Annotated in this window: 16 protein-coding genes; 5 read left to right on the top strand and 11 right to left on the bottom strand. The window is 72.4% G+C overall.

The genetic code is table 11. From position 1 onward, the window contains the following. Positions 1-9: 9 nt before the first annotated feature. The 5 genes from rsmD to FZ046_RS15880 are packed head-to-tail and all read right to left on the bottom strand — an operon-like array spanning position 10 to position 6,590. Positions 10-591, bottom strand: a complete 582-nt coding sequence (gene rsmD, locus FZ046_RS15900) for a 16S rRNA (guanine(966)-N(2))-methyltransferase RsmD (RefSeq protein WP_149484364.1) — start codon at positions 589-591, stop codon at positions 10-12. Continuing rightward, the gene (locus tag FZ046_RS15895) at positions 588-3,971 is read right to left on the bottom strand and encodes a pyruvate carboxylase (RefSeq protein ID WP_070352214.1); all 3,384 of its coding nucleotides are present in this window, start codon (positions 3,969-3,971) and stop codon (positions 588-590) included. Before FZ046_RS15895 ends, rsmD begins: the two co-directional genes overlap by 4 nt. A gap of 35 nt (positions 3,972-4,006) precedes the next feature. Continuing rightward, the gene (locus FZ046_RS15890) at positions 4,007-4,630 is read right to left on the bottom strand and encodes a vitamin K epoxide reductase family protein (protein WP_070352213.1); all 624 of its coding nucleotides are present in this window, start codon (positions 4,628-4,630) and stop codon (positions 4,007-4,009) included. Then, positions 4,627-5,412, bottom strand: coding sequence for a DsbA family protein (locus tag FZ046_RS15885; protein ID WP_070352212.1), 786 nt, complete (start codon positions 5,410-5,412; stop codon positions 4,627-4,629). The genes FZ046_RS15890 and FZ046_RS15885 overlap by 4 nt, the downstream gene beginning before the upstream one ends. Positions 5,413-5,465: 53 nt before the next feature. Continuing rightward, the gene (locus FZ046_RS15880) at positions 5,466-6,590 is read right to left on the bottom strand and encodes an alpha/beta hydrolase (protein WP_070352211.1); all 1,125 of its coding nucleotides are present in this window, start codon (positions 6,588-6,590) and stop codon (positions 5,466-5,468) included. Between FZ046_RS15880 and FZ046_RS15875 the strand changes: the two genes are divergently transcribed. Next, entirely contained in the window at positions 6,589-7,422 is an 834-nt protein-coding gene (locus FZ046_RS15875; protein ID WP_070352210.1) for an aldo/keto reductase, read from the top strand. The genes FZ046_RS15880 and FZ046_RS15875 overlap by 2 nt on opposite strands. A 7-nt stretch (positions 7,423-7,429) precedes the next feature. After that, positions 7,430-8,266, top strand: a complete 837-nt coding sequence (locus FZ046_RS15870) for an aldo/keto reductase (protein WP_070352209.1) — start codon at positions 7,430-7,432, stop codon at positions 8,264-8,266. On the opposite strand, the gene FZ046_RS15865 is transcribed toward FZ046_RS15870, so the two are convergent. The 3 genes from FZ046_RS15865 to FZ046_RS15855 are packed head-to-tail and all read right to left on the bottom strand — an operon-like array spanning position 8,263 to position 12,855. Further along, complete coding sequence (locus FZ046_RS15865; RefSeq protein ID WP_070352208.1) at positions 8,263-8,964, bottom strand: HNH endonuclease family protein; 702 nt, start codon at positions 8,962-8,964, stop codon at positions 8,263-8,265. The genes FZ046_RS15870 and FZ046_RS15865 overlap by 4 nt on opposite strands. Beyond that, positions 8,961-11,186 (bottom strand): ATP-dependent DNA helicase RecG, encoded by a 2,226-nt coding sequence (gene recG / locus FZ046_RS15860; protein ID WP_070352207.1) that lies wholly within the window; start codon positions 11,184-11,186, stop codon positions 8,961-8,963. The genes FZ046_RS15865 and recG overlap by 4 nt, the downstream gene beginning before the upstream one ends. A gap of 1 nt (position 11,187) precedes the next feature. Continuing rightward, complete coding sequence (locus tag FZ046_RS15855) at positions 11,188-12,855, bottom strand: DAK2 domain-containing protein (RefSeq protein WP_070352206.1); 1,668 nt, start codon at positions 12,853-12,855, stop codon at positions 11,188-11,190. Between the two features lie 203 nt (positions 12,856-13,058). Between FZ046_RS15855 and rpmB the strand changes: the two genes are divergently transcribed. Then, complete coding sequence (rpmB, locus tag FZ046_RS15850; protein WP_070352205.1) at positions 13,059-13,253, top strand: 50S ribosomal protein L28; 195 nt, start codon at positions 13,059-13,061, stop codon at positions 13,251-13,253. A gap of 24 nt (positions 13,254-13,277) precedes the next feature. Here the strand turns inward: rpmB and FZ046_RS15845 are convergent, their stop codons facing one another. Further along, positions 13,278-13,961: a uracil-DNA glycosylase gene (locus FZ046_RS15845; protein WP_070352204.1), complete on the bottom strand. Its 684-nt coding sequence runs from the start codon at positions 13,959-13,961 to the stop codon at positions 13,278-13,280. A 27-nt stretch (positions 13,962-13,988) separates the two neighbouring features. Then, positions 13,989-14,945: a thiamine-phosphate kinase gene (locus FZ046_RS15840; RefSeq protein ID WP_070352203.1), complete on the bottom strand. Its 957-nt coding sequence runs from the start codon at positions 14,943-14,945 to the stop codon at positions 13,989-13,991. Between the two features lie 88 nt (positions 14,946-15,033). Here FZ046_RS15840 and FZ046_RS15835 point away from each other — a divergent pair, with 88 nt between their 5' ends. Both FZ046_RS15835 and FZ046_RS15830 read left to right on the top strand, forming a co-directional pair. Continuing rightward, positions 15,034-15,264, top strand: a complete 231-nt coding sequence (locus tag FZ046_RS15835; protein ID WP_070352202.1) for an Lrp/AsnC ligand binding domain-containing protein — start codon at positions 15,034-15,036, stop codon at positions 15,262-15,264. Between the two features lie 10 nt (positions 15,265-15,274). Next, a complete protein-coding gene (locus FZ046_RS15830; protein ID WP_070352201.1) occupies positions 15,275-15,829 on the top strand; it encodes a DUF3515 domain-containing protein in 555 nt (184 codons plus the stop codon). A 4-nt stretch (positions 15,830-15,833) separates the two neighbouring features. Here FZ046_RS15830 and FZ046_RS15825 read toward each other — a convergent pair whose 3' ends face one another. After that, positions 15,834-16,931 carry a D-alanine--D-alanine ligase family protein gene (locus FZ046_RS15825; RefSeq protein ID WP_070352200.1) on the bottom strand — a complete coding sequence of 366 codons (1,098 nt, stop codon included), beginning with the start codon at positions 16,929-16,931 and terminating at the stop codon, positions 15,834-15,836. Positions 16,932-16,954: the final 23 nt, after the last annotated feature.

The raw sequence follows: 16,954 nt of genomic DNA, 5'->3' as shown, positions 1-16,954 counted from the left end.
GTCGGAACGCTACGCGATCGGCTCGTACTCGCCGAACTCCAAGCGGGTGTCGCCGTACCGCCGCACCTGCCACGCCGTCCAGCCGTCCGACCACGTCAGCTCCGGCCCGCCGGCCGGTCGTTCGACCACCGCGACCGCGCCGGGCGCCACCCACCCCGCGGCCGACAGTCCCGCCAGGACGGCCTCGACCTCGGTGTGCGGCACGTCGTAGGGCGGGTCGGCGAGCACCAGGTCGACGGGGTGGGCCGGCGCCGACGCCAGCGCCGCGGTCACGGTGGCCCGGCGCACCACCGCATCGCGGACGCCGAGATCGGCGAGGTTGGCTTCCAGCACCGCGGCCGCCCGGCGGTCGGACTCGACGAACACCGCACTCGCCGCGCCGCGCGAGACGGCCTCGATGCCGAGCGCCCCCGACCCCGCGTAGAGATCCAGCACCCGCGCACCGTCCAGGCCGACGTCGGAGGCGAGCACGTTGAACAGCGCCTCGCGCACCCGGTCGGCGGTCGGCCGGGTACCACTGGCACGGCGGGACCGCGGCTGCGGCACCGCGATCCGACGACCGCCGAAGCGGCCGCCGATGATGCGGGTCAGCCGATCACCACCAGGAGGTCGCCGCCCTCGACCTGAGCGGTCTCCGACACGGCCACCCGCGCCACGGTGCCCGCCTTCGGCGCGGTGATGGCGGCCTCCATCTTCATCGCCTCGATCGTGGCGACCGTCTGGCCCGCGGTCACGGCGTCCCCCTCGGCGACGCCCACGGTCACGACGCCGGCGAAGGGCGCGGCGACGTGATCGGCGTTGCCCTTCTCCGCCTTCTCCGCCACCGGGGCGTCCACGGCAATCGTCCTGTCGCGCACCAGAATCGGCCGCAGCTGGCCGTTGATGATGCACAGCACCGTGCGCATGCCGCGCTCGTCGGCCTCCGAGACGGCCTCCAGGCCGATCAGCAGGTCGACACCCGGTTCCAGCTCCACCCGGTGCTCATCACCGTGCCGCAGGCCGTAGAAGAACTGGTTGGCGCTCAACCTCGACGTGTCGCCGTAGGTCTCGCGGTGCGCCTCGAACTCCTTGGTGGGCCCGGGGAAGAGCAGCCGGTTCAGCGTGGCCTGGCGGGCCACACCGGGTTCGGCGAGCACGCGGGCATCCTCGTCGGAGACCTCCTGCTCCGGGCGTGCCGGCCCGCGGCCCTCGAGTGCCTTGCTGCGCAACGGTTCCGGCCACCCGCCGGGCGGATCGCCGAGTTCGCCGCGCAGGAACCCGATGACGCTGTCGGGAATGTCGAACCGCGCCGGATCGGCCGCGAATTCGTCGGCGGTCGCGCTCGCGCCGACCAGCGCCAGCGCGAGATCACCGACGACCTTGCTCGACGGCGTCACCTTCACCAGTCGGCCCAGCACCCGGTCGGCGCCGGCATAGGCGTTCTCGACGTCCTCGAAGCGGTCGCCGAGCCCCAGCGCGACGGCCTGGGTGCGCAGGTTGCTCAGCTGCCCGCCGGGGATCTCGTGGTGGTACACGCGCCCGGTCGGCGCCGGCAGGCCCGCCTCGAACGGCGCGTACACCCGGCGCAGCGCCTCCCAGTACGGCTCCAGGTCGCACACCGCGGCCAGGTCCAGCCCGGTGTCGTACCGGGTGTGCGCCGCGGCGGCCACGATCGCGCTGAGCGGGGGCTGGCTGGTGGTCCCCGACAGCGGCGCCGCCGCCCCGTCGACCGCCGACGCCCCGGCCTGCCAGGCCGCGGTGTACGTGGCGAGCTGGCCTCCCGGGGTGTCGTGGGTGTGTACGTGCACCGGCAGGTCGAAGCGGCTGCGCAACGCCGAGACCAGCGTCGCCGCCGCGGGCGGCCGCAACAGGCCCGCCATGTCCTTGATCGCCAGCACGTGCGCCCCGGCCGCGACGATGTCCTCGGCCAGCCGCAGCCAGTAGTCCAGCGTGTACAGCGTCTCCGCCGGATCCGACAGGTCACCGGTGTAGGACATCGCGACTTCGGCCACGGCAGAACCGGTCTCGCGGACGGCGTCGATCGCGGGCCGCATGGAGTCGACGTTGTTCAGCGCGTCGAAGATGCGGAACACGTCCACCCCGGTGCGGGCGGCCTCGTCGACGAACGCGTGGGTCACCGTCTCCGGATACGGTGTGTAGCCGACGGTGTTGCGGCCGCGCAGCAGCATCTGCAGGCAGATGTTGGGGATCGCCTCGCGCAGCGCGGCGAGCCGCTCCCACGGGTCCTCCTTGAGGAAGCGCAGCGCGACGTCGTAGGTGGCGCCGCCCCAGCATTCGACCGACAGCAGCTGCGGCATCATCCGCGCGACGTAGGGCGCCACCATCAGCAGCCCGTTGGAGCGCACGCGCGTCGCCAGCAGCGACTGGTGGGCGTCGCGGAAGGTGGTGTCGGTGAGCCCGACCGCCGGGTCGTCGCGCAGCCACGCGGCGAACGCCTCCGGGCCGGATGCGAGCAGGCGCTGCCGCGTGCCGGGCGCCGGGGGCGCGGTCAGGTCCACGTCGGGCAGCTTGTCGTGCGGGTAGACCGTCGACGGGCGCTCGCCGTGCGGCTTGTTCACCGTCACGTCCGCCAGGTAGTTCAGGATCTTCGTGCCCCGGTCGGCCGAGGTGTGCGCGGTCAGCAGCCACGGCCGGTCGTCGATGAACGACGTCGTGACCCGCCCGGCGCGGAAGTCGGGGTCGTCGATCACCGACTGCAGGAACGGGATGTTGGTCGACACGCCGCGGATGCGGAACTCGGCCAGCGCGCGGCGGGCACGGGCCGCCGCCACGGAGAAGTCGCGGCCGCGACAGGTCAGCTTGACCAGCATGGAGTCGAAGTGTGCCGAGATCTCGGCGCCCAGGTTCGTGCCGCCGTCGAGCCGGATGCCCGCGCCGCCCGGGGACCGGTAGCCGGTGATGCGTCCGGTGTCGGGCCGGAAGCCGTTGGCCGGATCCTCGGTGGTGATGCGGCACTGCATGGCCGCGCCGCGGATGCGCACCGCGTCCTGGCTGAGACCGAGATCAACCAGCGTCTCCCCCGCGGCGATGCGCAGCTGCGAGCCGACCAGGTCGACGTCGGTGATCTCCTCGGTCACCGTGTGCTCCACCTGGATGCGCGGGTTGCACTCGATGAAGACGTGCCGGCCACGCTCGTCGAGCAGGAATTCGACGGTGCCCGCGCAGAAGTAGCCGATGCCGCGCGCGAAGGCGACCGCGTCGGCGCAGATTCGTTCCCGCAGTTCGGGTTCGAGGTTCGGCGCGGGCGCGAGTTCGACCACCTTCTGGTGGCGCCGCTGCACGCTGCAGTCGCGCTCGAAGAGGTGGATGACCTCGCCGCGGCCGTCGGCGAGGATCTGCACCTCGATGTGCCGCGGGTTCACCACCGCCTGCTCGAGGTAGACGTTGGGGTCGCCGAAGGCCGACTCGGCCTCGCGGCTGGCCGCCTCGATCGCCTCGGCCAGCGCCGCGGGTTCGGTGACGCGCCGCATGCCGCGACCGCCGCCGCCGGACACCGCCTTCACGAACACCGGAAAGTCCATGTCCGCCGCTGCGGCCAGCAGTTCGTCGGTCGATGCCGACGGCGCCGACGACGCGAGCACCGGCAGGCCCGCCGCGCGGGCCGCCTCGATGGCGCGGGCCTTGTTGCCGGTCAGCTCGAGGACCTCGGCGCCCGGGCCGACGAAGGTGATGCCGGCGGCTGCGCACGCGCCGGCGAGTTCCGGGTTCTCCGACAGGAAGCCGTACCCGGGATAGACCGCGTCGGCGCCGGCGTGCCGGGCCACCCGGATGATCTCGTCGACCGACAAATACGCCCGGACGGGATGGCCGATCTCGCCGATCTGGTAGGACTCGTCGGCCTTCAACCGGTGCGGCGAGTTGCGGTCCTCGTGGGCGTAGACCGCCACGGTGGCGATCTCCAACTCGTATGCCGCACGGAACGCCCGGATCGCGATCTCACCGCGATTGGCCACCAGAAGCTTGGAAATCACGGGCTACCCTAACCCGCGCCGCCCGGGACCTGGCCTCAGATGAGCGTCGACCAGTAGTTCCAGAACCGCACCAGGATCATCAGGATCAGTGCGGTGAACCACAGCGCGACCAGCGACCACCGCCACTGGTGCACGAGCCGCGCGACGGGGTTCGCGGCCAGCGGGCGCAGCGCGATCGACGCGGCCACGGTGAACAGCGGGATGGTCACCGCCCAGACCACCATGCAGTACGGGCAGAGCGCGCCGATGTGGTAGAGGCTCTGCACGATCAGCCAGTGCACGAACACCACACCGAGCAGTGTGCCGACCGCCAGGCCCACCCAATACCACTGCGGCAGGCTGACTCTCGCCACCGCGAGGACGCCGGTGACGATGACGACGGTGAAGGCGACGATGCCGATCAGCGGATTCGGGAAGCCGAACACCGCGGCCTGCGGCGTGACCATCACCGACCCGCAGGACAGCACCGGGTTGATGCTGCAGGACGGGACGTAAGCCGGGTTGATCAGGATCTCGATCTTCTCGACCGTGAGCGTGAACGCCGCCACGAAGCCGACGACGCCGGCGACGAGGATCCATACCGCGCTGGCCCGTCCGACGCGGACCGGCGGGGTGGCCGATGCGTCGGCCGGGGTGGCCTCCGGTGCGGTGACGGTCATGGCGCGGTCGGCGCGCCGCCGGGCTGGGTGGGGGCGGGCGCCGGCGGTACCGCCGAGGCACCCGGGACGTCCCCGGCGAGTTCCTTGACCTTGGCGACCAGCGCGTCGGGGGTCGAGTACTGGTAGTCCTCGCCGTTGATCCGCACGGTGGGCGTGGCGTTGATGCCGGTGGCCGACGCGAGGCCCTCGACCATCTTGACGTACTTGCCGCTGGTGATGCAGTCCGGCACCGAGCCGCCCGCGCCGGCCTGCCGCGCGGTCTCGATCAGCTGCTGGTCGGTCGGGAAGGTCGAGCCCGTCTCACTGGGCTGCTGGGCGTAGAGCGCGGCGTGGAAGCGGCGGAACGCCTCGTTGGACTCGTCGGCGACGCAGTACGCCGCGGCACCGGCCCGAGAGGAGTAGTTGTCGTTCGCCGGCCGGTCGAGGATGGCCACCATGTTGTAGTCGATCGCCATGGCGCCACTGTCGACCAGCGAGGTGATCGTGGGGCCGAACGTCTGCTCGAAGCGGCCGCAGACCGGGCAGAGGAAGTCCTCGTACATGCTCAGGACGACCTTCGGGTCGCTGCTGCCCTCCTTGGTCGCGACGTTGGCCGCGGCCACCCGGATCGCCTTGCTCTCCCCGGCGCCCGGCTTGTCCTTCGCGTTCAGCACGATGGTCAGCACCAGGGCGACCGCGAAGACCACCACGACGGCCGTCAGCCCGATCTGGATCAGCAGGTTGCGCTTGCGATCGGCAGCCTTCAGGTCGTAGCTGGCGTTCTTCTTGGGTTTGTTGGCCACGGTTCACAGGGTACCGGCGGGCACCGGCGGCGTTGACGTGCCCGTCCGACCTCTCAGGACCCGCTCAGGTGGGCCCGCAGGGCCGCCGCCACGTCGGCGGTGGCGGTGGCGCTGCCGCCGCCCATGGCGAAGAAGTTGGCGAAGCCGTGCACCAGCGAGCCGTACTCGCGCCGGTCGACGGGCACCCCGGCTGCCGCCAGCGCGTCGGCGTAGCGGTTGCCCTCGTCGCGCAGCGGGTCGAAGCCTGCGGTGACGACGATCGCGGGCGGCAGCCCGGAGAGGTCGTCGGCCAGCAGCGGGGAGATGCGCGGATCGGCGACGTCGACCGAAGCGCCCAGCAGGTAGTTGTCCCGGAACCAGTCCATGTGTGGCTTGGTGAGGAAGAAGCCCTCGGCGAACAGCGTCTTGGAGCGGGTGTCCTCGGCGAAGTTCGTCGCGGGGTAGATGAGCAGCTGCAGCGCGGGCAGGGGCACGTCGCCGGCGGCCCGGGCCGTCTGGCACACCACGGTGGCGAGGTTGCCGCCGGCGCTGTCACCGCCGACCGCGATGCGCGCGGGGTCGGCGCCCAGGTCCGCGGCGTGCGCCACGGCCCAGCGGTAGGCGGCGTAGCAGTCCTCGCCGGCGGCAGGCGCCTTGTGTTCGGGGGCCAGCCGGTAGTCGACGGACAGGACGTGCACGCCGGCGTCGCGGCACAGCAGGCGGCACAGCGCGTCGTGGGTGTCGAGGTCGCCGACCACGAAGCCGCCGCCGTGGAAGAACACCAGGAGCGGCTCACCGCCGGTGCTCCCGGGCGGCGCGTAGTGCCGGGCGCCGAGGTCGCCGGCCGGCCCGGGGACGGTCAGCTCCGCGACGTCGACCGCGATCGCGGGATCGATCTTCTTCGCGAGCGCGCGCAGCTGGGCGCGGGCCACGGTGACGTCGTCGCTGGCGACCAGTCCGCTGACGCCGGAGGCGTTCTGCACGCCGAGGACCAGCTGCAGCGTGGTGTCGAGGGTGTTGCCGTCCAGCGTCACCCGGCGCCCGCCGAGCAGGCCGCGCTTCACCGGCTCGGGGATGCGGGCGACCAACGGCACCAGCACGCCGCTGACGGCGTTCAGCAGGGCCAGCTTGGCGGGGCCCGGACGACCGGCCCCGGGGTCGGCGATGCGCACCGGCTCGGCTGGCAGACTCGTGGTCATGGCGACTGCTCCCTCCATCACGCTCATCGACGGCCAGTCCATCCCCGCGGTGGGGCTGGGGGTGTGGCAGACGCCCCCGGACGAGACCGAGCGCGCGGTCGGCGCGGCGCTCTCGGCAGGCTACCGGCACGTCGACACGGCGGCGGCGTACGGCAACGAGGAAGGCGTCGGGCGCGCCGTCGCCGCCTCGGGTCTGGCCCGCGACGAGGTCTACGTGGTGACCAAGCTGTGGAACTCCGAGCAGGGTTACGACTCGACGCTGCGCGCCTTCGACGCCAGCATGGCGAAGCTCGGCCTCGAGCGCCTCGACCTCTATCTCATCCATTGGCCGATGCCGGAGGTCGACGCCTTCGTCGACACGTTCAAGGCGTTCGCCCACCTGCGCGAGCAGGGCCGCATCACGTCGATCGGGGTGAGCAACTTCGAGCCCGAGCACCTGCGGGCGGTGATCGACGCGACCGGCATCGTGCCCGCGGTGAACCAGGTGGAGCTCCATCCGCTGCTGCCGCAGCAGGCGCTGCGGGAGGTGCACGCCGAACTCGGCGTGGCCACCGAGGCGTGGAGCCCGCTGGGGCAGGGTTCGCTGCTGAGCCACCCCGCGGTGACCTCGATCGCCGACGCCCACGGCAAAACGCCAGCGCAGGTTCTGATTAGGTGGCACCTGCACCTCGGTAATATCGTCATCCCGAAATCGGTCAATCCCGAACGCATCGTCAGCAACTTCGACGTGTTCGACTTCGACCTGAGCGACGAGGACATGGCCTCGATCGCCTCGTTGGAGGACGGCACGCGGCTGGGTCCCGATCCACGCACGTTCAACTTCAAAGGGTAGGAAGAACATGACTTCGGCGGCAGGCATCCCCAACGCGAGCCTCAACGACGACAACACCATGCCGGTGCTCGGCATCGGCGTCGGCGAGCTGAGCGAGGACGAGGCCGAGCGCGCGGTGTCGGCCGCGCTGGAGATCGGCATCCGGTCGATCGACACGGCCGCCGCCTACGGCAACGAGGCCGCCGTGGGCCGCGCCATCGCCGCGTCGGGCATCCCTCGCGCCGAGATCTTCCTGACCACCAAGCTGGCCACCCCCGACCAGGGCTACCAGGCGAGCCAGGACGCGTTGGCCGCCAGCCTGGAACGGCTCGGTCAGGAGTACGTCGACCTCTATCTGATCCATTGGCCCGCGGGCAATCCCAGCAAGTACGTCGACAGCTGGGGCGGCCTGATGAAGCAGAAGGAACTGGGCAACGCGAAGTCCATCGGCGTCGCGAACTTCACGGCCGAGGACGTCTCCACCGTGATCGACCTGGCCTTCTTCGTGCCCGCGGTCAACCAGATCGAGCTGCACCCGCAGCTGAACCAGGCCGCCCTGCGCGCCGCCAACGCCGAACACGGCATCGTCACCGAGGCGTACGGGCCGCTCGGCGTGGGCAGGCTCATCGAGAATCCGACCGTCACCTCCGTCGCGCAGGCGTACGGCAAGACCCCGGCCCAGGCGCTGATCCGGTGGAACCTGCAGCTCGGCAACGTCGTCATCTACCGGTCGAGCAAGCCCGAGCGCCTCGCGGAGAATTTCGACGTCTTCGACTTCGAGCTGACCGGCGAGCACATGGACGCGCTCAACGCCCTCGACGACGGCACCCGCTTCCGTCCGGATCCCGAGACCTACACCGGTTAGCCCGTCGGGCAGGTCGCCGCGGCATCGCGCAGCACGGTCGCCGACGACGCGTCGATGGGCAGCGCGTAGCCGCGCAGCACCTCGGCGAACTGCACCGCGTACTGGCACCAGAACGCCCGGTTCGGCGGCATCCAGTCGGCCGGCTCCGCGTCGCCCTTGTCCTGATTGGCCTGGCCCGCCACGGCGATCAGGTTCGCCGGATCGTTGGCGAATCGCACCCTCGTCTCGTCGGTCCAGTCACGGGCGCCGAGATCCCAGGCGAGCGCCAGCGGCACCAGGTGGTCGATCTGCACCGAGGCGCCGATCTGGTTGCCGCGGGTGAAGTCGACGACGGCGCTGGTGTACGGGTCGTGCAGCACGCCGGTCGCCACGGCCGTCGGGCAGCGCGAGATCGACACGTAGGTCTTGTCGGTGAGGTCGCGATCGAGGACGTCGTTGCGGGTGTCGCAGCCGTTGTGCCCGCCGGGGGCGGTGGTGTCGTCGGTCCACGATTCGCCAAACGCCGCACGACGGTAGTCGTGTGCGCGCACGCGCGCCGGGATGACGGCGACGCCGGCCAGGACGTCGACGCCGGGGGCCACGGTCGGGACGTCGGCACGGGCGATGAACGGTGCGTCGTGCCGCTCGGCGGAGACCACCTGTACGGCCACCACCACGGCCAGCGCGACGGCGGCGATCAGCCACCAGCTGCGCGTCATGCCTTGTCCAGGAACGTGACCCGCTCACCGGCCACGAACGGCGCGGCGAGGATCTCCATGCCCGGGTGGTAGCGCTCGTCGGGATCGTCGTAGATGGCCTGGGCGTACTCGCGCGCGGTCTCGATGACCTCGCGGTGGTCGTGCAGCGACAGCAGCTTCAAGGTGATGGGCCGTCCGCTCTGCGAGAGCCCCAGCACGTCGCCCTCGCGGCGCTCGGCGAGGTCGAGATCGGCGAGCCGGAACCCGTCGAGGGTGGCGGCCACGGCCTGCAACCGCGCCCCGGCCTTCGAGGACTGCGGCAGCCGGGTGGCCAGCAGACACAGGCTGGGGTACTGGCCGCGACCGATGCGCCCCCGCAGCTGGTGCAGCTGGCTGATGCCGAAGCGGTCGGCGTCCATGACGAGCATCACCGTCGCGTTGGGCACGTCGACGCCCACCTCGATGACCGTGGTGCACACCAGCACGTCGACGTGGCCGTCGCGGAACGCCGTCATCACGGCGTCCTTCTCCTCCCCCGACAGCCGCCCGTGCATGAGCCCGAGCCGCAGCCCGGCCAGCTCACCGGCCCGCAGCCCGTCGTACAGCTCGACCACCGTCACCGGCGGCGGACCGCCCTCGTCGGAGTCCTTGCCGCCCCCGCCGCCGTCGTCGTCGGACTCGTCGATGCGGGAGGCGACGACGTAGGCCTGCCGGCCCGCCGCCACCTCCTCGCGGATGCGCTGCCACGCGCGCGGCAGCCACGACTTCTGCTCGGTGACGAAGATGGCATTGGTGGCGATCGGCTGCCGACCGCGGGGCAGCTCGCGCAGCTCCGAGGTCTCCAGGTCGCCGTAGACCGTGAGCGCGACGGTCCGCGGGATCGGCGTGGCGGTCATCACCAGCAGGTGCGGGGTGTGCCCGATCGCCTTGGCGCGCAATCGGTCCCGCTGGTCCACGCCGAAGCGGTGCTGCTCGTCGACCACCACCAGGCCGAGATTGCGGAATTCGACGGTCTTCTGGATGAGCGCGTGCGTGCCGACGACGATGCCCGCCTCGCCGCTCGCGATCTCCTCGCGCATCTCGCGCTTCTGCGGCGACGTCATCGACCCGGTGAGCAGCGCCACCCGGGTCGACGACTCGACGCCGTCGAACTCGCCTGCGCGCGCGAGCGGCCCGAGCACGTCGCGGATCGAGCGGGCGTGTTGCGTCGCAAGGACTTCCGTCGGCGCGAGCAGCGCGCACTGGTATCCGGCGTCGACCATCTGCGCCATCGCCAGCAGCGCGACGATGGTCTTGCCGGACCCCACTTCGCCCTGCAGCATCCGGTGCATCGGCGTGGTGGCGGACAGCTCGGAGCGCAGCACGTCGAGCACCGAGCGCTGTCCCTCGGTCAGGTCGAAGGGCAGTTGCTCGCGCAGGGCGTCGGCGATGCCGCCCGGCTGCGGCGGCGCGGGCGGCGCCGCGACGCTCAGCTCGCCGTTGCGCCGCGCCACCAGCGCCCACTGCAGCCCCATGGCCTCGTCGAACGTCAGCCGTTCCCGGGCGCGGTCCCGGTCGAGCTTGTTCTCCGCGAGGTGCACCGCGCGCAGTGCCGCGTCCTCGCTCATCAGGTCGTGCCGGCGCACGATCTCCGCGGGCAGCGGGTCGGGGACCGGGTCGAGCACGGCGAGCACTTGCCGCACGCACGCGAACAGGTCCCAGCTCTGCACCTTGGCGGTGGCCTTGTAGATGGGGAAGAAGTCGCGGCTGAGGTTGGTGACGTCGACGCCGCCGTCGGCGCCGGCGGCCATGGCGGTCAGTTCCCGCGAACCCGTCTTGACGTTGCCGGCGTCGTCGAGCACCACGAACGCGGGGTGGGTCAGCTGCATGTTGCCGCGGAAGAAGCCGACCTCCCCGGACAGCATCAGCTGCGTCCCGGTGACCAGCGTCTTCTTCAGGTAGTGCGCGTTGAAGAAGGTGGCGGTGACCTTCGGCTTGCGGTCGCGCAGCGTGATCACCAGGTACTGCTTGCGCTGCTTGGTCAGGCGCACGTCCGCCTGGGCGATGGTGTCGACGAACGTGACGTGATCGCCCACCCGGAGCGGTTCGGCCTCGGTGTCGTCGAGCACCGTGGTGCCCTTGTTGTAGGTCCGCGGGTAGTGGCGCAGCAGGTCGTCGACGGTGACGATGCCGAGGTGCTCCTCGAGCGCCGCGGCGGCCTTGGCGCCGACGACGTGGGTCAGCGAGTCGGTGAGGGCGACCACGTCACTCCACCCCGATCAGCAGCAGGTCGCCGCGGTGCCCGGTGTGATAGGTGACCAGTTCGGCCCCGAGGTGCTCGCGGTGCACGTGGGCCCGCAGCGCCTCGCCGACCTCCGGAGCCACGTCGCGCCCGGTGAGGACGGTGACCAGTTCACCGCCGGACATCAGCAGCAGGTCGATCAGCCCGGCCCCGGCGGCGACGACGTCGGGACCCACGATGAGCACCTCGTCGGCCGAGATGCCGAGCCCGTCACCGGGTGTGCACGCGCCCGCCCAGGTGAGCGCGTCCTCGGTGGCGAGCCGCACCGAGCCGTGCCGCGCGCCGGCCGCGGCGCGCGCCATGGTGTAGCCGTCATCGACGGCGGCGCGCTCGGCATCGTGCACGGCCAGGGCGGCGAGACCCTGCACCATCGACGCCGCGGGCACCGGCACGACCTCGATGCCGCGCGCCGTGGCCGCGGTGCAGCCGGCGACGAGTTCCTCGGCCGCGACGTAGCCGTTCGGCAACACCATGACCTGCCCGGCGCCGCTGTCGACGAGGGCCCGCAGCAGGTGGTGCGCGCGCACCGGGGCGTCGGCCCCGACGGGCAACACCGCGGCGCCCTCGCCGGCGAACAGCTCACGGGCACCGTCGCCGTCGACCACCGCGAGGACCGCGCGCCGGCGCGCGGCCGGGTCCGGCTCGGGCGCCACGGTCAGCGCGGTGATCTGGATGGCGCTGGGACGGCCGAGATCGAGCGCGGCCTCGACCGCCGCACCCGCGTCGTCCGCATGCACGTGGACCGAGAAGCGCTGCGCCACACCGCCGGAAGCCGCGGGCGCGACCCCGCCGCTGGAGGCGGCTGCCGCAACCCCGCCGCCGGAGGCGGCGATGACGATCGAGTCGCCCAGGCGCTCCAGCCGCGCGCGCAGGGTGTGCACCGCCGCATGGTCGCATTCGTCGAGCAGGTACATCACCTCGAACTGCGGCGCGGACGCCGGCCCGGCGGACGGCGCGACCGCCGCGGCCTCGTAGCGGCGGCGGTGCGGGGCGTGGCCGGTGAGCGCGACGGAGAGCGCGTCGAGCAGCGCCACCAGCCCGCGGCCGCCCGCGTCGACGACCCCGGCGCGGGTGAGGACGTCGAGTTGTTCGCGCGTGCGGTCCAGCGCGTCGCACGCGGCCTCGGCCGCCGCGGCGACGACGTCCGCGAGCCCGATGTGGTCACCGGCGGTGTCCTCCGCCGTGTCGGCGGCGGCCTGCAGCACGGAGGTGATGGTGCCGGGCACGACCTCGCCGACCGACGCGACGACCAGTCCGACGCCGTGCCGCAGCGCCGCGGCGAACAGCGCGCCGTCGATCGCCGCGAGGTCCCCGCCGCGCTCGGCGGCGGCCCGAGCGGTCACCTCGGCCATGCCGCGGAAGATCTGCGACAGGATCACCCCGGAGTTGCCCCGTGCGCCCTGCAGCGCCCCGGCGGACAGGGCGGCGGTCACCTCGGCGACGCCGCCGCCGGCGCCGTCGGCGTGCGCCGCGGCCGCCCGGACGGTGAACAGCATGTTGGTGCCGGTGTCGGCGTCGGCGACCGGGAAGACGTTCAGCCGGTTGATCTCGTCGGCGTGGGCGCTCAGCGCCTCGACGGCGGCGTGGGCCCAGCGACGCAAGGTGGTGGCGTCGAGCACGTCCGCCGACATCGCACCTCCTCGCTCGGTGTCCGGTGTGAGCCTAGCCATCTACGCTGACAGGGCCGCGCGGCATTCGCGCGGGTCGGGCACGGTGGGGACGCCGTTTTGGCGATCACCACCCCGCCCGGTATTCTGTCTTGGTTGTCGGTTCGACCCGCGCGTGGTCGCGGGGAGCGGACCGGAGACCCCAAGTACTGATTGAGGAGTTCTACATGGCTGCCGTCTGCGAGATCTGCGGGAAGGGCCCCGGCTTCGGCAAGTCGGTGTCGCACTCCCATCGCCGGACCAGCCGCCGCTGGGATCCGAACATCCAGACGGTGCGCGCCGTGGACCGTCCGGGCGGCAACCGCAGGCGTGTCAACGTCTGCACGTCGTGCATCAAGGCCGGCAAGGTCGCCCGCGGCTGACGTTCGCCGCCTCGGCGGCGCCCGTCAGGGCAACCGCCAGTCGATCGGTTCGGCGCCCAGCTCCGCCAGCAACGCGTTGGTGCGGCTGAACGGGCGCGAGCCGAAGAAACCCCGCGACGCCGAGAGCGGCGACGGGTGCACCGATTGGATCGTGCGGCACCGCTCGCCGGTCAACATCGGCTTCAGCGTCGCCGCGTCGCGCCCCCACAGCACCGCCACCAGCGGTGCCGGTCGCGCCGCCAGCGCGCGGATCGCGCACTCCGTCACCGCCTCCCAGCCCTTGCCACGGTGCGACGCCGGCGCTCCGGGCTGCACCGTCAGGACCCTGTTGAGCAGCATGACGCCCCGTTCCGACCACGGCGTCAGGTCGCCGCTGCTCGGCAGGTCGTGACCGAGGTCGGCGGCGTACTCCTTGAAGACGTTGTCCAGGCTGCGCGGCAGCGGCCGGACGTCGGCGGCCACCGAGAAGCTCAGTCCCACGGCGTGCCCGGGCGTGGGGTAGGGATCCTGTCCGACGATCAGCACCCGCACCGCGTCGAACGGGAAGGAGAACGCCCGCAGCACGTTCTCCCCCGCAGGCAGGTACCGCCTGCCCGCCGCCAGTTCGTCGCGCAGGAACTCCCCCATCGCCGCCACCTGATCGGTGACGGGGTGCAGGGCGCGGGCCCAGCCGGGTTCGACGATGTCCTCCAGGGGGCGAGCGACCATGGTGGGTCAACCTAGCGGTCGCCGCCCTCAGAACGACTGCCAGCCCGCGTTCCCGCGCCACGGCGCGCCGTCGACCGTGACGCCCGCACCGTCGCGCACGGTGCCGATGCGTCGCCAACCGGCAGGCGGGGCATGGCCGAACGTGGCGACCAGCGCATGGTCCTCGCCGCCGGCCAGCACCCACGCCCACGCGTCCTCGCCGGTGGCCGCGGCCGCCGCGGCCAGGTCCGCGTGCTCGGCGCGCAGCGCGGCCGTCTCGACGTCGATCGCGACCCCGGACGCCTCGGCGACGTGACCCAGGTCGGCCAGCAGCCCGTCCGACACGTCGGTCATGGCGCGTGCGCCGGCGTCCGCGGCGCCAGCACCCCGACCATAGGGCACCTCAGGCACCAGGTGCCGCGCCCGCAACCCCTCGAACGCGCCGTCGCGAACGCCGTTGCGCCACAACGCATACCCGGCCGCCGACGAGCCGAGGTCACCGACGACGGCGACGGCGTCGCCGGGGCGGGCACCGTCGAGCAGCACCGGCGCGCGGCGCCCGAGGTCGCCGAGCACGGTCACCGAGAGCACCCACTGCTCGGCGGCCACCAGGTCGCCGCCGACGATGCCCGCCCCGGTCCGGCCGGCCTCGGCCCACATGCCGTCGGACAGTGCGGCTGCCGCATCGACGGCGGTGTCCGCGGGAGCACCGAAGCCGACCACGTACGCAACGGGTGTCGCGCCCATCGCCTCGACGTCGGCGGCGTTCTGCGCGATGGCCTTGCGGCCGACGTCGTACGGGGTCGACCAGTCCAGCCGGAAGTGCCGGTGCTCGACGAGCATGTCGGTGGACACCACCACACGACCGTCGGCGAGCCGGAGCACCGCCGCGTCGTCACCGGGCCCCACCTGCACCGCCGCAGGCTGCGTGCGGCCGGCGACGAGCCGGGCGATCACGCCGAACTCGCCGACGCCGGCGAGGGTGGGCGGCTGCTCGCCGGTCATGCCGCCTCCGTTCGTCGTGCCCTGAACACCCGCGCGACCTGCGGTAGGTTTGGCCCGAGTCTAGGCAGCGGAACGGAGGAGACAGCGGGTGGTCGAGGCGTTCGTGCTGATCCAGACCGAGGTGGGACGTGCCGAGGTGGTCGCCAAGCAGTTGGCCGCCCTGTCCGGCGTGCTGTCCTCGGAGTACGTCACCGGGCCCTACGACGTCGTGGCCCGGGTGGGCGCCGCAACCCTCGACGAACTGACCACGTCGGTCGTGCCGAAGGTGCAGCAGGTCACCGGGATCACCCGGACCCTGACCTGTCCCGTCGGGTCCTAGAGTCGTCCGGGTGACCGCACCGAGCGCACCCGACGCCCCGTCCGACGGTCCCCCGCGTGGGGTCCTGATCGCCGCCGTCGTCCTCGCGGTCGCTGCGGTGGTCGGCGTGCTGGTGGTCGCCGCGGTGCGGGTGCGCTCCGAGCGGCCCCAGCCCGTCGCGCTGGTCACCGTCCCCGCGCCTCAGGCCGGGGGCGACGCCTGCCGGGCGCTGCTCGCCGCCCTGCCCGCCGACCTCGGCGACTATCACCGCGCCGAACTGGTCGATCCGGCGCCGGTCGGCGCGGCGGCGTGGCAGGCCGACGGTCGGTCCGAGGCGGTGGTGCTGCGCTGCGGGCTGGAACGCCCGCTCGACTTCGTCGCGGGGACGCCGGTGCAGGTCGTCGACGAGGTGAGCTGGTTCCGGGTCGGCGAGCCGGGCCGCACCACGTGGATCGCGGTCGACCGGCCCACCTACGTCGCGTTGACGCTGCCCGACGGTTCGGGGCCGACGCCGATCCAGCTGGTCTCCGAGTCCGTGGCAGCCGCCCTGCCGCGGGTGACGCCGTCACCGGGGCCCGCGGGCTGAGGCGTCAGCGCAGACCGGTGCCGCGCGCGCGGGCGGTGTCGACCATCGTCGCCAGCAGCGTCGGGTAGTCGACGCCGCTCGCCGCCCACATCCGCGGGTACATCGAGATGGTGGTGAACCCGGGCATGGTGTTGATCTCGTTGATCACCGGGCCGTCGTCGGTGAGGAAGAAGTCGACGCGGGCCAGTCCCTGGCAGTCGATGGCCCGGAACGCCCGGATCGCGAGATCGCGGATCGCGTCGGCCACGTCGTCGTCGACCTTGGCCGGTACGTCGAGTTCGGCGGCGTCGTCGAGGTACTTGGTCTCGAAGTCGTAGAAGCCGTCCTCGCGGCCGCGCACGCCCGCCACCCGGATCTCGCCGACCGTGCTGGCCCGCAGCGAGCCGTCCGGGAATTCCAGGACGCCGCACTCGAGTTCACGGCCGGGCACGGCGGCCTCGACGATGACCTTGGGGTCGTGCCTGCGGGCCGCGTCGATGGCGGCGGGCAACTGATCCCAGGCGGTGACGCGGCTGACGCCGATCGAGGATCCGCCGCGGGCCGGTTTGACGAACACCGGCAGACCGAGGCGTTCGCGCTCGGTGAGGGTGACGGTCGGCACCCCCGGCCGCAGCACCACCTGGTCGCCGATCGGCAGGCCCTCGGCGGCGAGCAGCTTCTTGGTGAACTCCTTGTCCATGCCCGCAGCACTGGCGAGCACGCCGGCGCCGACGTACGGCACGCCCGCGAGTTCGAGCAGGCCCTGGATCGTGCCGTCCTCCCCGTAGGGGCCGTGCAGCACCGGGAAGACGACGTCGACGGCGGCGAGGACGTCGCCGGCGCCGATGGCGACCAGCTGGCCGCGCAGCGACGGGTCGGCGGGCAGGGCCAGTGCCGTGCCCGAGTCGGTGCTCACGCCGGGCAGCCGCCCGTCGGTGATCGCGAGGGTCTCCGGCCGTCCGTCGGTCAGCAACCACGAGCCCTCCGGTGAGATGCCGACGGCCACCACCTCGAAGCGTTCGGGATCGAGGTTGCGCAGGATGCTGCCTGCGGACACACACGAAATCGCGTGCTCGGAGCTGCGGCCGCCGTAGACGACGGCGACGCGGATGCGGCCAGTCACAACCTGCAGAGGCTACCGGTCGG

It is taken from the genome of Mycolicibacterium grossiae (assembly GCF_008329645.1).
GTDB lineage: Bacteria > Actinomycetota > Actinomycetes > Mycobacteriales > Mycobacteriaceae > Mycobacterium > Mycobacterium grossiae.
This window is presented reverse-complemented; position numbering and strand designations above follow the sequence as displayed.

Excerpts from the sequence above, each read along its gene's own strand:
- FZ046_RS15855 (WP_070352206.1), bottom strand. The coding sequence starts at position 12,855 with ATGTCGGCGGACGTGCTCGACGCCACCACCTTGCGTCGCTGGGCCCAC.
- FZ046_RS15865 (WP_070352208.1), bottom strand. The coding sequence starts at position 8,964 with ATGACGCGCAGCTGGTGGCTGATCGCCGCCGTCGCGCTGGCCGTGGTG.
- FZ046_RS15875 (WP_070352210.1), top strand. The coding sequence starts at position 6,589 with ATGGCGACTGCTCCCTCCATCACGCTCATCGACGGCCAGTCCATCCCC.
- FZ046_RS15840 (WP_070352203.1), bottom strand. The coding sequence starts at position 14,945 with ATGACCGGCGAGCAGCCGCCCACCCTCGCCGGCGTCGGCGAGTTCGGC.
- FZ046_RS15870 (WP_070352209.1), top strand. The coding sequence starts at position 7,430 with ATGACTTCGGCGGCAGGCATCCCCAACGCGAGCCTCAACGACGACAAC.
- FZ046_RS15890 (WP_070352213.1), bottom strand. The coding sequence starts at position 4,630 with ATGACCGTCACCGCACCGGAGGCCACCCCGGCCGACGCATCGGCCACC.
- FZ046_RS15880 (WP_070352211.1), bottom strand. The coding sequence starts at position 6,590 with ATGACCACGAGTCTGCCAGCCGAGCCGGTGCGCATCGCCGACCCCGGG.
- FZ046_RS15845 (WP_070352204.1), bottom strand. The coding sequence starts at position 13,961 with ATGGTCGCTCGCCCCCTGGAGGACATCGTCGAACCCGGCTGGGCCCGC.
- rpmB (WP_070352205.1), top strand. The coding sequence starts at position 13,059 with ATGGCTGCCGTCTGCGAGATCTGCGGGAAGGGCCCCGGCTTCGGCAAG.